Genomic DNA, 15,765 nt, shown 5'->3' on the forward strand with positions numbered 1-15,765 from the left:
CCAACTCCGCATACGACAACTCGACGCCATCCGCCACCAACGCCACCGCATCCGGCGTCCGCGCCACCCGCGCCTCGAACAACTGAGGCAACGTCGCAGCCGGCACCTCCACCGCCGTCGCATTCCACTCCACCACCACCCGACCCCGCTCCTCCGCATCCACCACCTCGACGGCGTCGAGTGGGCGGTCGGGTGCGCCGTCGAGGGTGGTCTCCAGGGCGGTGACCAGGCTCTCGAGTGCGGTACGCAGCAGGATGGCGACGGCTTGCGGGTCGACCGGGGCGATGGCATCGATGGCCAGGCCCAGGCTGTCGCCGTTGTCGTCGACGGAGACGGCGAGGGGGAAGTTGGTGCGCTCCTGGCTGAAGACCGTCCGCACGCCCGGCAGGCCGGAGCCCGCGCCACGCTCGCGGTCGGCGCCGCGGGCCGCGGCACTGTTGTGGCGGTAGTTGAACAGAGATGTGAACAGGGGCGTGTCGCCGTGGACGCCGCTGGCCTGCTGGGCGAGCGAGAGCGGGGCGTGCTCGTGTTCCAGCAGTTCGGCGAGGAGCCCGCGCATGCGGGTGACCGCGTCGAGCGCGCCTGTCTCGTCCACGCGCAGACGGACCGGCAGCGTGTTCATGAACAGGCCCACGGCCCGGTCGGAGCCGCTGCCGGCGTTCATGCGGCCGAACAGGACGGTGCCGAAGACCACGTCCGCGCGGCCGGAGACGGCCGCGAGGACCCGCGCCCACGCCACGTGGAGCACGGTCGCGGTGCTGGCGCCGGCGCGGCGGGCGACCTCGCGGACGCGGTAGGCGAGCGCGTCGGGCAGGCCGACGCGGCAGCTCGCCGAGTCGGCGCCGTCGCGACGGGTGTCGGTCAGGCCGAACGGCGCGGTGGGCTCGTCGACGTCGCCGAGCAGGCGGGCGAAGAACTCCTCGTGCGCGCTGGTGTCGACGCCGCCGCGGGCCTGGGCGACGAAGTCGCGGAACGGCATCGGCGCGGGCAGCTCGTCGGCGCGGCCGTCGAGGATGGTGCGGACCTCGCCGATCAGCACCTCCAGCGCGGTGTGGTCCTGGACCAGGTGGTGGATGCGCAGCAGGCCGAGCCAGCGGCCGTCTGCCTCGGCGCTGTCGGCGAGGTGCATGTCGAGCAGCGGGGCGCAGCCGATGTCCATCATCGAGCCGACGGCGGACACCAGGGCCGCCACGCGGTCCTCGGTCGCCTCGTCGAGCAGGACCTCGGCGACGGGCAGCGTCGCGTGGCGGGCGACGACCTGGACGGGCTCGCGCAGTCCCTCCCACACGATGGCGGTGCGGTAGATGTCGTGCCGGTCGACGACGAACTGCAGCGCGGCGCAGAACTCGTCCAGCCGGGTCCGGGACTCGAACTCCAGGACGATGGGCGACATGTAGGCGTCGGTGCCGTGGTCGGCGCCCATCAGGTGGTGGAAGAGGATGCCCTCCTGGAGGGGGGCCAGCGGGTAGACGTCGGCGACGTTGCGGGCGCCGCCCTCGACCTTGGCGACGACCCGGTCGATCTCTCCCTGCGTCAGCTCGACCAGCGGCAGCATCTGCGGCGTGATCCGCCGCGCGTCCGCCGGGATGGCGTTGTCCGGCACGACGACCTGCTCGGGCGCGGCCGCCGAGGTGAGCCCGGCGACGGTGGGCGTCTCGAAGAGGGCGCGCACGGACACGGCGACGCCGCGCTCGCGCAGCCGCTCGACGAGCGAGACGGCGAGCAGCGAGTGGCCGCCGAGGGTGAAGAAGTCGTCGTCGACGCCGACCGATTCCACGCCCAGCACCTGGGCGAAGACCGTGCACAGCAGTTCCTCGTGCGCGGTGGCGGGGCCGCGGGAGCCGGACGCGCCGGCGGCGTGGGACGGAGCGGGCAGGGCCCGGCGGTCCAGCTTGCCGTTGGCGGTCAGCGGCAGCTCGGTCAGGACCACGACGGCGGCGGGCACCATGTAGGGCGGCAGCAGCTCGGAGACGAACGCCCGCACCACACCGGGCACGTCAGCGCAATCCTCCCCCTCTGCGACGACGACGTAGGCGACCAGGCGCTTGTCCCCCGGCTCGTCCTCGCGCACGACAACGGCCGCGCGGACGACGGAGGGGCACTCGGCGACGACGGCCTGGACCTCGCCGGGCTCGATGCGGAAACCGCGGATCTTGACCTGCTCGTCGGCGCGGCCGGCGAAGACCAGCTGACCCTGGCTGGTCCACTTGGCGCGGTCGCCGGTGCGGTACATCGGCGCGCCGTCCGCCGCGAACGGGTTGGCGACGAAGCGCTCGGCGGTCAGGCCGGGGCGGCCGACGTAGCCGCGGGCCAGGCCCGCGCCCGCCACGTACAGCTCCCCCGCCACGCCGGGCGCGACCGGGGTGAGGAACTCGTCCAGCAGGTACATGCGGGTGTTGGCGATGGGCGAGCCGAACGGCACCGGCCCGACCCGCTCGGGGTCGACGTCGCCGGCGGCGACCATGACCGTGGCCTCGGTCGGGCCGTAGGTGTTGACCAGGCGGCGGCCGCGCGCCCACAGCTCGGCGAGCCGTCTGTCGATGGCCTCGGCGCCGACCAGCAGGGTCTCCACGTCGGCCAGTTCGGCCGGGTCGAGGACGCCGAGCAGGGACGGCACCACGCTGGCGGTGCGCACTCCGGTCGCGCGGACGAGCTCGGCGAGCGCGGAGGTGTCGGCGCGTGCGGCCGGGTCGGCGACCACCAGCGTGCCGCCGCCGGTCAGGGTGACGGCGAGGTCGAGCACGGAGGCGTCGAAGCTGAACGAGGCGAACTGCAGCACACCGGCGCCGGTCCGCACGCCGAAGGCCGGGCCGAAGACGGAGACCGCGTTGGCCAGACCTCGGTGGGCGACGGCGACGCCCTTGGGGCGGCCGGTCGATCCGGAGGTGTAGATGACGTAGGCGAGCCCGGTGGGCGAGGCCGCGCCGCCGGGGCCGAGCGGCGGGAGTGCCGCGATCCGCTCGGCGGTGGCCGGCTCGTCCACGACCAGAGCGGTGATCCCCTGGTCGGCCGCCACGGCGACCGCGGTGTGCGCGGACGCGTCGGCCAGCATCAGTGTCGGGCGGGCGTCCTCCAGGACGAAGGCGGTCCGGTCGGCGGGGTACTCCGGGTCGACCGGCACGTAGGCGGCGCCGGCCTTCCACACGGCCACGATCGCGGCCACCAGCGGCACCGAGCGGTCCATCGACACCGCGACGAGCGACTCGGGACCGGCGCCGAGGCGGACCAGCTCCGTGGCCAGGCGCCCGGCGCGGGCGTCGAGTTCGGCGTAGGTGATCTGCTCGCCCGCGCAGACCACGGCGACGGCGTCGGGCGTGCGGGCCGCCTGGGCGGCGAAGAGCTCGGGCACCAGCGTGCCGGGCAACTCGGTGTCGGTGGCGTTCCAGTCGACGAGCACCCGGCGGCGCTCGTCGGCGGCGAGCACGTCCACCTCGCTGACGCGACGGCCCGGGTCGTCCGCCAGGGCGCCGAGGACACGCACCCACCGTTCGGCCAGCAGCCGGGTCGTGTCGGACTCGAAGAGGTCCGCGGCCAGGGTCAGCTGGCCGCGCAGGCCGGCCGGGCGGCCGCCCGCGTCCGTACTCTCGGCGACGGTGAGGTCGATGTCGAACTTCGCGGTGGTGCGCGCGGAGGAGAGCGGCGTCGTCGGGGCGGTGCCCGGCTCCAGGCCCGGCAGGGTCAGCCGGGTGCGGGTGTTGTTCTGCAGCGTCAGCATCACCTGGAAGAGCGGCGCGCGGGACAGCGAGCGCGTGGGTGCGACGCTCTCGACCATCCGCTCGAACGGCACGTCCTGGTTCGCGAAAGCGCCGAGTCCGGCCTCGCGGACGCGGGCCAGCGCCTCGCGGAAGGTGGGGTCGCCTGCGAGGTCGGTGCGGATGACGAGAGTGTTGACGAAGCAGCCGACGAGCTCGTCGAGCGCCTCGTCGGTGCGGCCCGCGACGGCGGCACCGATGGGGATGTCGGTGCCGGCGCCGAGCCGGGAGAGCAGGACGGCCAGCGCCGCCTGCAGGACCATGAAGAGCGTCGCGCCCTCGTCGTTGGCCAGCTGCGCCAGGCGCGCGTGCACCTGGGCCGGGACCTCGACCTGGACGTGGTGGCCCGCGTGGCCGGTGACGGCGGGACGCGGGTGGTCGAAGGGAAGCTCCAGCTCCTCCGGCGCGCCGGCGAGGGCGTCGCGCCAGTAGGCGATCTGGCGGGAGATCAGGCTGTCGGGGTCGTTCTCGTCGCCCAGCAGCTCGCGCTGCCAGATCGCGTAGTCGGCGTACTGGACGGGCAGCGGCGCCCAGGCGGGGGCGCGGCCCTCGCGGCGGGCGGCGTAGGCGGTGGCGAGGTCGCGGCCGAGCGGGCCCATGGACCAGCCGTCGGCGGCGATGTGGTGCATCACCAGGACCAGCACCTGCTCGTCCTGGGGGGTGGTGAACAGCCAGGCCTTGATCGGGGTCTCGGTGGCCAGGTCGAAGGCGTGGTCGCGGGCGCGGGCCACCGCGGCGGCGAGCTCCTGCGGGGCGACGGGGACCCGCTGCAGTTCGAAGTCGAGCTCGTCCATGCCGAGGACCCGCTGGTAGGGGTGGCCGGCCACGGTCGGGTAGACGGTGCGCAGGACCTCGTGGCGGCCGATGACGTCGCGCAGCGCGGCCGAGAGCGCGGCCAGGTCGACGTCGCCCGACAGCGGCAGCATGACGGGCATGTTGTAGCCGGGGTTCGGCCCGTCCAGCTGGCCGAGGAACCACAGCCGCTGCTGGCCGTAGGAGGCCGGAACGTGCTCCGGCCGGCGCGTGACGGCGGTCAGCTCGGCGCGGGCCCGGTCCGCGCCCGGCAGGCGGGCGGCCAGGGCGCCCGCCGTGCGGGCCTCGAAGAGGGTCCGCAGCGGCAGTTCCACCCCGAGCACGGTGCGGATGCGGCTGATCAGCCGGGTGGCGAGCAGCGAGTGGCCGCCGAGGGTGAAGAAGTCGTCGTCGACGCCGACGCTCGGCAGGCCGAGCACGTGCGCGAAGGCGCCGCACACGATCTCCTCGACGACGGTGGCCGCCGCACGGCCGGCCCCGGTCGTCGGCTCGGGTGCGGGGAGGTTGGCGCGGTCGAGTTTGCCGTTGGCGGTGAGCGGGATGGTGTCCAGGACGACGACGGCTGCGGGGACCATGTGGTCGGGCAGCAGTTCGGCGGTGAACTCGCGCAGGGCGGCGGGCAGGGTCTCGGTGTTCTCGTTCTGGTCAGGGACGACGTAGCCGACGAGCGCGAGTTCGCCAGGGGTGAGTTCGGTGGCGATGACGGCGGCCTGGGCGACGCCCGGGTGTTCGGCGAGGACGGCTTGGACTTCGCCGGGTTCGATGCGGAAGCCGCGGATCTTGACTTGTTCGTCGGCGCGGCCGGCGAAGACGAGTTGTCCGTCGGCGCTCCACCGCGCGCGGTCACCCGTGCGGTACATCCGCGCGCCGTCGCCCTCGGTGGCATAGGGGTCGGCGACGAAGGCGGCCGAGGTCTGCGCGGGACGGCCCAGGTAGCCGCGGGCCAGACCGATGCCGGCGAGGTAGACGTCTCCCACGACGCCCGGCGCGACGGGGGCCAGGCGCTGGTCGAGGACGTAGACGCGGGTGTTGGCGATGGGCGTGCCGAACGGCACCGGCCCCGGACGGCGCGGGTCGACGTCTCCGGTGGCGACGATGACGGTGGCCTCGGTCGGGCCGTAGGTGTTGACCAGGCGGCGGCCCTGGGACCAGAGCCGTGCCTGGGTGGTGTCGATGGCCTCCGCGCCGACGAGCAGCGTCTCCACGCCCGCCAGGTCGGCCGGTTGGAGGACGCGCAGGAGGGAGGGGACCACGCTGGCGGCCCTGACGTTGCCGCGCCGCACCAGCTCGGCCAGGAACCGGGTGTCGCCCCGCTCGGCGTCCGCCGCCACGACGAGCGCGGCGCCGGAGGTGAGGGTGGCGGTGAGGTCGAGGACGGAGGCGTCGAAGCTGAACGAGGCGAACTGGAGCACTCCGCTGCCGGGGCCGGCGTTCATCATCGGGCCGAAGACGGAGACGAGGTTGACCAGGCCCCGGTGCGGGACCGCGACGCCCTTGGGCCGGCCGGTCGAACCGGAGGTGTAGATCACGTACGCGAGACGGTCCAGCGCCACCGGCGACACCGGCCGGGGACGGGCATCGGCGAGCCGCTGCGCGAACCCGGCGTCGTCCAGGGCCAGCACCGGCGCCACCACCTCGGGCAGCTTGGCCAGCGTGGCGGTGTCGCTCAACACCAGTGCCGGGCGGGAGTCGTCGAGAATGTAGGAGATCCGCTCGGCCGGGTAGGACGGGTCGATCGGCACATACGCGCCGCCCGCCCGCCACACCGCCAGCAGCGCCACCACCAGGTCGACGCCGCGCGGCAGGCAGACCGCGACCAGCGACTCCGCGCCCACGCCGTGCTCGACGAGCAGGCCGGCCAACCGGGAGACCCGCTCCTCCATCTGCGCGTACGTCAGCTCCGACGCACCGCTGACCACGGCCGACGCCTGTGGGTTCTCCACCGCCCGCGCCGCGATCAACTCCGGCACCGACGCCGAGGGCACCTCGGCCGCGGTGTCGTTCCAGGCGACCAGCACCCGCTCGCGCTCGTCCGCCGACAGCACGTCGATCCCGTGCACCAGCGCACCAGGATCCGCCGACACCGCCGCGAGCACCCGGCCCCACCGCTGCGACAGCGACTGCGCCGTCGCCGGGTCGAACAGATCCGTCGCCGCCGTCAACGTCCCCCGCAACCCCGCCGGACGACCCTGCCCGTCGCGGCGCTCGCCGATCATCACGTCGAGGTCGAACTTGGCCGCGGTCGACTGGTGGACCAGCGGCGTGCACTCCAGGCCGGCCAGTGAGACGGCGCCGCCGGTGGGCATGGCCGCCGAGCCCGCGTTCTGCAGCGTGAGCATGACCTGGAAGAGGGGATTGCGCCGGGACAGGGAGCGGGTCGGCGCCAACTCCTCGACCAGGCGCTCGAACGGCACGTCCTGGTGGGCGAAGGCCGACAGGCTCGTCCGGCGCACGCGCGCGAGCACGTCGCGGAAGGTCGGGTCGCCGGACAGGTCGGTGCGCAGCACCAGGGTGTTGACGAAGAAGCCGACCAGGTCCTTGAGCGCCTCGTCGGTACGGCCCGCGATCGCGGAGCCGACGGGGATGTCGTCCCCGGCGCCGAGCCGGGACAGCAGGACCGCGAGGGCGGCCTGGAGCACCATGAACAGCGTCACGCCCTCGGCCTTGGCCAGCGCCGCCAGCCGGGCGTGGACGTCGGCGGGGATGTCCCAGGTGACGGCGTGCCCGGCCTGGCTGGGGGTGAGCGGGCGGGTCCGGTCGAAGGGGAGCTCCAGCTCCTCCGGCACGCCGGCGAGGGTGTCGCGCCAGTAGCCGACCTGACGCGAGATCAGGCTCTCGGGGTCGTTCTCGTCGCCCAGCAGGTCCCGCTGCCACACCGCGTAGTCCGCGTACTGCACCGGCAGGGGCTCCCACTGCGGGGCGCCGCCCTCGCGGCGGGCCGCGTAGGCCGTCGTCAGGTCCCGCATCAGCGGGGCGCGTGACCAGCCGTCACCGGCGATGTGGTGCAGCAGGACCACCAGCACGTGGTCCTCGGGGGCTATCCGCAGGAGCCGTGCCCGTACCGGTACCTCCACCGCGAGGTCGAAGGCGTGGCCGACGGTCTGCGCCACCGCCTCGCTGATGCCTGCCTCGGTGGTCTCGCCGGTCCCGAGCTCCCAGTCCAGCTCGTCCATGGGGAGGACTCGCTGGTAGGGCTCGCCGTCGGCGGTCGCGAAGACGGTGCGCAACACCTCGTGACGCTCGATGACGTCCCGCAGCGCCGCCTCCAGCGCGGCCGGGTCGACCGCTCCGCGCAGACGGAGCGCCAGCGAGGTGTTGTAGGTGGCGCTCGGGCCGTTGAGCTGCTCGATGAACCACAGCCTGCGCTGGGCGAACGACAGGGGGATCATCAGGACTCCTTCGGAATTCCTTTTTCTTGACAAGTGACAAGAGTTCGTCGACTTACTTCTGCCGCGCCACGCATCCTCGACACCGGCACCCGACCCTGCCGCAGGCCACTATGTCCCACCGGCCGACAGCCCCTCAACCAGTGCCTGACCAGCCGTTCAAGTGCTTCGATGAGCCACTTGAACAGCCTCTTGAACCCCGGAAACACGCGAGGGGCGCTCCGGGAAATCAATCCCGGAGCGCCCCTCGACGATTGTCGGGTGTGCGGTCGTGCGGTCGGGCTTACTCGGTGCGCAGGGCGACCGCGGTGCGGGTCCTGGCCGCCCAACCGGCCGGCAGCAGCGAGCCGAGGACGGCGATGACCAGGCCGCCGAGGCCCAGCAGCGTCAGCGGCAGGGCGTGGTAGACGTCCAGCACCTCGGACGGCAGCCGCAGGCCGGCGCTGTTGCCCATCGCCGGAACGACGATCCGCTGGAGCTCCACCCCGAGCGGCACTCCGACGACGCCGCCGGCGACGCCGATGACGACCACCGAGGCGACGACCATCGAGATGGTCTGGCGCGGCGTCATGCCCAGCGCCTTCACCACGCCGAGGTCGTGGATGCGCTCGCGGGTGTCGAGGACCACCGCGTTGAGGACGCCGAGTCCGGCGACGACCACGAGCATCAGGGTGAGCAGGCCGGTCAGCGCGTCCAGCATGATCAGCAGCTGGCTGGCGCCGCCGCCGTCGCCGACCTGGGCGATGGCGCCGGTGGGCTGCAGCGCGGTGTTGAGGGCGTTGGCGTAGGTGTTCGGGTCGGTGCCGGACTTCAGCCGGATGGAGAAGTACGCGGCGTGCAGGTTCGGCTCGGCCGAGGCCAGGGTCCGGGCGTCGGTGAGCAGGGTCATGCCCTGGTTCTTGGTGACGAAGACCTCGCCGGTGATCTTCACCGGGATCGCCTTGCCGTGGTCGGTCAGGACGACGGTGTCGCCCACCTTGGTCCCGGTGGCGGTCAGGAACGGCGTGGGCACGACGGCCTCGCCGGGCTTGGTGAACCAGGAGCCGGTGACCATCTCGTAGCCGGACCAGGTGGCGTCGCCGATGAAGGCGGTCACGTCGACGCTGCCGGTGGTCCCGGCCGCGGTGACCTGGGTCTGGGCCGAGCCGAAGTAGTCGCGGGTACCCGGCTGCGCGGAGATCGCGCGGGTCATCGCCGAGGTGTCGACGCTGCCGGGGGTGGCGGTGCCGGTCCGCGCACCGCTGCCGGAGGCCGAGCCGCCCGAGGCTCCGGGGGCGGAGGCCGGGCCGGTGCCGGCTCCGGGCGGGGCGGAGGTGAGGACGGTGACGTCGGCGGTGCTCTTCTTGGAGTCCTGGATCCGCTGGAGCGAGGTGCCGAGACCGAAGGCGAAGGTGACGGCGGTGGCGCCGAAGAGGATCGCGGTGACCATGGCGATCGCGCGGGCCGGACGGGCGAAGGGCTGGGCCAGGCCCAGGGTGATCGGCCGGGGAAGCGGCAGGGCCCGGGCGATGCGGGCGGCGCCCTGGCCGCGCCCGGAGCGGGGCGTGCGGCCGACGGCGAGCGCGTCCACGGTGCGCAGCCGGCCGGCGCGCAGCGCCGTGATCAGCGCGGTGACCGAGACCATCAGCAGGGCGCCGGCGATCACGCCGACGTCGACGGACGGGGCGACGCTGAGCGAGGTGGTGCCGTAGACCTGCTCGGTGGCGGAGAGGATCTGACCCGCCACCAGGTTGCCGATGACGGCGCCGAGGACGGTGCCGATGACGGCGGGGATCAGCGCCTGGCCCATGTAGGCGCGGACGACCTGGCCGGGGGTGAACCCGATGGCCTTGAGGATGCCGATGCGACGGGTGCCCGAGCCGACGGCGCCGGCGACGACGTTGCCGACGATGAGGACCGACATCAGCACGCCCAGCAGACCGAAGGCGGTGAGGAAGGGGATGAAGATCCCGGTGCTGCTGTTGTTGCTGTTCTTCACGTCGAGCCAGGTGCGGGTGCCGCTGACGGAGCCGGCCGGAAGCTGGGAGGCGACGGCGGAGCGGTCGGCGGTGAGCTGGGCCGCGGTGTTCGCGGAGGAGAAGCGGTAGAGCATCTGCAGGCCGGTGCTGGAGCCCTTGGCGGCCAGGTCGGAGACCTGGCCGGGCTCGACCCAGCCATCTGCGGTACGGCTGACGGAGCGGGCGATGCCGACGACGGTGAGCTCGGTGGTGCCGCCGGAGGCGTTCGGGAAGTCGACCTTCTCACCGACAGTGATCTCGGGGCCGGAGTAGTCGGCTGATACGACAATCTGCCCTGTACCTGACACCCAGTGGCCCGAGGTCAAAGTGACGTCGTCGACCGGGCCGCCGGCGTCGGAGCGGCCGACCAGCTTCATCGGGTCGATGCTCATGCCCGCCGGCAGGGTCAGCCCGACGACGCTCGTCGGTCCGGCGGTCACGGTCTGGAACGGGCCCGCGCTGGCGGTGACGCCGGAGGCGTGGGCGCTCGCGCCGACCTGGTCGGCGGTGACCTTGCCGGAGTCGAACTGGGCGGCGAGGTGCGCGCCGTTCTGCTGGGCGAAGGCGTGGTCGAACGGGGCGTTGGAGGCCACCAGCAGCGAGCCGCCCAGCACCGAGGCGGTGACGGCCATCATCGCGGCCAGGCCGGTGACGATCGTCTGGACCTTGCGGCGGCGGACGCCCGCCCCCATGACCTTTCCGAGGGCGCTCATCGGGCCACCACCGGCTCGGGAGAACCGTTCTGGACGCGGGTGTCGGAGGCGATCTGACCGTCGCGGAAGCGGACGATGCGGGTGGCGAAGCTCGCCGCGAGGCTCTCGTCGTGGGTGACCACGACGATGGTCTGCCCGTCGGCGTGCAGCTCACGCAGCAGGCCCTTGACCTCCTCGCCGGAGGCGGAGTCCAGCGCGCCGGTCGGCTCGTCGGCCAGCAGCAGCGGCGGGCGGTTCATCAGGGCGCGCGCCACCGCGACACGCTGGCGCTCGCCGCCGGAGAGGCGGCCCGGGTAGGCGCGGGCGTGCTTGGCGATGCCGAGGGTCTCCAGCAGGCTGTTGGCGCGCTTGCGGGCCTCTCCGCGGCCGACGCCCATCATCTCGGCGGGCAGCAGGATGTTGTCGAGGACGGTGAGGTCGTCGAGCAGGTTGAAGAACTGGAAGATCATGCCGATCTTGTTGCGGCGGTACTTCGCCGCGCCGGCCTCGCCGAGCTTGTCCACGCGGACGCCGGCGACCGTGACGGTGCCGGAGTCGGGGCGGTCCAGGCCCGCGATCATGTTGAGCATGGTGGACTTGCCGCTCCCGGACGGGCCGAGGATGGCCACCGCCTCTCCCGGCTGGACGGTCAGCGAAACATCGCGAAGAGCCGCCGGGCCGTCCACGAATTGGCGATGCACACCACTCAGTTCAATCACGGGCTCGGTCATCGTCATTTCCCCTTCTCACGCCATCTTCCCGACACCCTCAACGCTAGGGTCGGTCGGTGATCGGCCACCTCGGCCTCGGGAGGCATTTCCGGTACCACGCGCGGACGATGGCCTCCGGAATCATCCTTCTGATGTAGTCGGGAGATGTACAGCTTGAACAGCAGGCCGGACACCGCAGGTCAACCGGCGCCCCAGGAGGACCCCCCGCCCTCTTCTCCCCCGGCCGCCCCACCGGCAACCGCTCCCGCCGCCCCGCGCGCCCGCACCGCGGACCGGCTCGGCAGCCTGCTCGGCCGGGTCCTGGGACGACTGCCGGCCCGCCTGCTGGGCGAACGGTTCGGCGCCCAGGCACTGAAGGCCGATCCGCTGCCGCGGCCGGGCCGGCGCAAGCAGGTCGTGGACCTGGTGGTGGCGATCGCCTTCGCCCTGGTCGCGGTCCGCTACGCCGAGGACGCACCCAACGCGCCCTCCAGCCCTCTGGACATCACGCTGCTGGCGGCGGCCGCCGCCCTGCCCCTGGCCTGGCGGCGCCGGGCGCCGCTGACGGCCCTGTGGGCGCAGCTGGCCCTCGACATCGCGTTGCTGGCCCGCCACGCCTACCCCGACGTGCTGTTCGTCGCCTCGCTCGTCGCCACCGTGGCCCTGTACAGCGCGATCGCCCACAGCCCCTACCGGCAGCTCTCCGTGGCCAGCCTGCCCGTCGCGGCCGTGGTGCTGGTGCTGCTGATCTCGCGTGCGCAACTGCCGCACTTCCCCAACTGGATCATCGGGGCGCTGCTGCTCTTCCCGGTGGTGGTGGCGGCACTGGGGCACCGGCTCTGGGCCGGCCGGGCCGAGGAGAGCCACGCCCGGCTGCGGGCGCTGGAGCTGGACCAGATCGAGGCGCTGCGGCAGGCGGTCGAGCACGAACGCGCACGCATCGCGCGCGAGCTGCACGACGTGGTGACGCACAACGTGAGCGTGATGGTGATCCAGGCCGGGGCGGCCCGCATGGTCGTCGAGCAGAACCCGGCGATGGCCAAGGAGGCCTTGGTCGCGATCGAGACCGGAGGCCGCGCCGCGATGTCCGACCTGCGGCACGTCATGGGTCTGCTGACGATGGACAGTTCCGGCGACGACCCGGCCGCTCAGGCCGAGCTGGCCCCGCAGCCGGGCCTGGACGGCCTGGAGGCGCTGGTGGCCCGGATGCGGTTGGCCGGCATCGACATCACCCTCGACGTCACCGGCCGCCGGCGGGCACTGCCCCCGGGTGTGGAGCTGACCGCGTACCGGGTGGTCCAGGAGGCGCTCACCAACATGGTCAAACACGCGGTCGGCGCCGCCGCCACCATCCAGGTCCACTACGCGGACCGTGAGTTGACCGTCGACGTGGCCAACACCGAGGGCCACCGCGGTGCGGCCGCGGCCACCGGCAGCAGCAAGGGCCTGGTCGGGCTGCGCGAACGCCTGGCCCTCTACGGTGGAACCCTGCACACCGGGCCCCGGCTCACCGGCGGCTACCGCGTGAAGGCTTCGATTCCCCTGGACCTCATGGAGGACGCGTGACCACGACCACCCCGCTGCGAGTCGTGATCGCGGACGACCAGGCATTGGTGCGCACTGGGTTCAAGATGATCCTCGCCTCGCAGGGCATCGAGGTGGTCGGCGAGGCGGACACCGGGACGGAGGCCGTCCACGCGGTGCGCCGGACCATGCCGGACGTGGTGCTGATGGACATCCGCATGCCCGAGATGGACGGGCTGGAAGCGACCCGCCGGATCCTGGCCGCGGAGGGCGAGCGGGTGCCGCGGGTCATCATCCTGACCACCTTCGACCTGGACCAGTACGTCTATGCAGCCCTCAACGCCGGAGCCAGCGGCTTCCTGCTCAAGGACGTGAGCCCCGAGCACCTGGTCTCGGCGGTCCGCATGGTCCAGTCCGGCGACGCGCTGCTGGCGCCCGCCATCACCCGGCGTCTCGTCTCCCGCTTCGCCCGCCGCGAGGAGATCCCGCTGCCGGGCGGCCAGGACCCGTCCGCCCGGCACAGCGCGCTCGGCACGCTGACGGCGCGTGAGTCCGAGGTGCTGCGACTGGTGGCCCGGGGCCTCTCCAACGCCGAGCTGGCCGCGCACCTGCACCTGTCCGAGGCCACCGTGAAGACCCACGTCGCCCGCATCCTGGCCAAGCTCGGCCTGCGCGACCGGGTGCAGGCCGTCGTCCTGGCCTACGAGACGGGCCTGGTCGCACCCGGCAGTGAGAACGAGTGACGGGCCTTCGGGGCGGGCCGCCCGCCGCCTGAACGGTGAGCGGCCCGGTGTTCAACTGACGTCGCAAGTGCGCTTGGACAGGTGACAGACGGCAGTCCGCTTCTGTCTCCTACCGGTAGGGAGCCTTCGGCGTCAGCGGCGCTCCGCGCCGAGGCGCAGCCGTCGTTTCCCCTCTCCTTGGTCTGGTTTCTCTTGGTGTAGTTCTGGCGTGGGGGGGGGGGGGGGGGCCCGCCGGGGGGGGCCCCCCCCCCCCCCCCCGGGGGGGGGGCCCCCCCCGGGGGGGGGGGGGGGGGGGCCCCCCCCCCACCACCGGGACGGAGCGCGTTTCTGCAGCTCCGGCACAGTCCGTCGATCGGCGCGGCACCCTTTCCGGTGTCACGGCACGCGCGGCACTCCCACCAAAGAGGCGTCGGGTGCTCACCCCGCGTGGGTGCCAGGTCCTGCCGCGGGATGCTCACCTCGCCGGTGCGCGGCGGTCGGTGGCCTGCCCGCCGGCTCTTCGCGTGGTCCGCCTGACGCTCCGCACAGCGTGGACACGCCCGCCCGTCGTCCAGGCCCACCCCGTCCTCGCAGCGCGGATCGGGGCATGCGCCCGCACGCACCATCGCCACGGCCGCGCCGACCGGTCGCCGCAGCTCCCCTGCGGCGAGACGCTCGGCGTACCGGTGCACGAGCCAGCGGCGCCCCACCCGCTCCACGAGCTGGCCGGTGGTGCGGCCGAGGAGCTGGCGCTGGATCTCCGACACCAGGGTCTTCGGGGCCTCGCTGCGCGCGGTCTCCAGCATCGCCGCCCTCAGTTCACGAGGTAAGGCCGCGAGGACCAGGGCGACATCGGGATGGATCACGGGCGCGTCCTGGCCACGGCCCGCGGGCCGTCTTCGCGCCGTGGCCGCCGTGACCGTGGTGGGCCTTGGGCTGGAGCCCTCCCGTTGCTGCGGCACCACGTGCTGCAGCACCACGCCCGCCGCCTGCGTCCGGCCCTCCGAGGAGGCCGAGCGCACGTCCGGGTGGGCGTCGTAGAACTGGCCCAGCGTCATCAGGCCCTCGTAGCCGAGCGGCGGATTGAAACGGACCACGTACCGGTAGCCGCGCCGCATGCCACCGCGGTAGCGGTACTCGCTCACCCGGATCGCGCCCAGGTCCTCCAGCTCCCGCCGGTATCCCGCGACCTTCCGGTCGTCCTTCAGCGCGAGGACGCGCGCGATCGCGGTCTGCTTCGGGCAGGCGATCCGCTGCCCAGGAACCCGGTTGTTGATGTGTTCGGCCAGGAACGCGTACATCAGGTACGCCTTCGCCGAGACTCCGCTGAGCAGCACCCAGACCGGAACCTGCGTGTAGTAGGTCGGCCACTCTTCGGGGACGATCTCGTCGCCCTCGAAGTCCCCCGTCGTGCCTCCCGTAGTCATCGGCCGGCTCTGCCTCTCGAGGCGCCGCCTACATCCGGTTGCACATATGACCTCTCCGCCGTACTACGGAGTAACGAGAGAGCCACATCGGCTCTCCTAAGGGCCGTTAGCGCCGCCTGGCGCCTGACAGCCTGCTACGGTCGTCGCACAGCTTCACATCGGAGACGGAGCGGCCCGGACTTTGGCGAGCAGGGCCGCTTCGTCCATTTCGGACAAGGACATGGACCACCTTGTTCGGGTGGTGATCGCCACCCTAGCGCGCCCCGGTGCCGCGTTTGCAGTAGTCGGGCGCGTACACAACATTCGATGACGGAGCATCATCCGAGGTCCGCCGCGCCCGCCCTGTTTGTCCTCGTTGGACAAGTAGGCCGCCATTCCTCCACCTCTGTGACAGCCTGAGGCAAGGTCGGCCGCCGGCCCGGCCAGGCCAGGTCCGCCGGGTTCGCCGAACCATGCCGCGCCCGGTGCGAACTCCCCGCCCGTGGCCGAAAAGCGCTGGTGGGCGGCCCCCGCCCCCGCCCCGGCGCGTATGGAGTGAGCGACTGGTCCCGGCGTGCGTCGGGCACGCGCAGCGCGTTGATGCCTGTGGCGCAACACGGTCCTCGGCGCGGGCCGACGCACCCGATCCACGTCGTCGGCGCCGCGGACCAGGAATGCGAGGATCGTGTGAAGAGCGCCGAGAGCACGGTCGGGTGCGGGTCCATTCCGGAATCGTTCCGCATCCCTGCGCACGCCTGCGTAT

General features: G+C 73.0%; 5 protein-coding genes. 2 read left to right on the forward strand and 3 right to left on the reverse strand.

All coding sequences use genetic code 11. The annotated features are described in order from the left end of the window. From ABH931_RS38180 to ABH931_RS38190, 3 genes are all read right to left on the reverse strand, one after another. Window positions 1-7,954, reverse strand: a 7,954-nt coding sequence (locus ABH931_RS38180) for an amino acid adenylation domain-containing protein (protein ID WP_370124313.1), incomplete at its 3' end; no start/stop codon positions are given. A gap of 280 nt (window positions 7,955-8,234) precedes the next feature. Beyond that, window positions 8,235-10,661 carry an ABC transporter permease gene (locus ABH931_RS38185; protein ID WP_370124315.1) on the reverse strand — a complete coding sequence of 809 codons (2,427 nt, stop codon included), beginning with the start codon at window positions 10,659-10,661 and terminating at the stop codon, window positions 8,235-8,237. Continuing rightward, window positions 10,658-11,371: an ABC transporter ATP-binding protein gene (locus tag ABH931_RS38190; protein WP_370124317.1), complete on the reverse strand. Its 714-nt coding sequence runs from the start codon at window positions 11,369-11,371 to the stop codon at window positions 10,658-10,660. Before ABH931_RS38190 ends, ABH931_RS38185 begins: the two co-directional genes overlap by 4 nt. Window positions 11,372-11,515: 144 nt before the next feature. Here ABH931_RS38190 and ABH931_RS38195 point away from each other — a divergent pair, with 144 nt between their 5' ends. Further along, entirely contained in the window at window positions 11,516-12,916 is a 1,401-nt protein-coding gene (locus ABH931_RS38195; RefSeq protein WP_370124319.1) for a sensor histidine kinase, read from the forward strand. Further along, entirely contained in the window at window positions 12,913-13,617 is a 705-nt protein-coding gene (locus ABH931_RS38200) for a response regulator (protein WP_370124321.1), read from the forward strand. The genes ABH931_RS38195 and ABH931_RS38200 overlap by 4 nt, the downstream gene beginning before the upstream one ends. Window positions 13,618-15,765 lie beyond the last annotated feature (2,148 nt).

Origin of the sequence: Streptacidiphilus sp. MAP12-33, assembly GCF_041261265.1 — a bacterium.
GTDB lineage: Bacteria > Actinomycetota > Actinomycetes > Streptomycetales > Streptomycetaceae > Streptacidiphilus.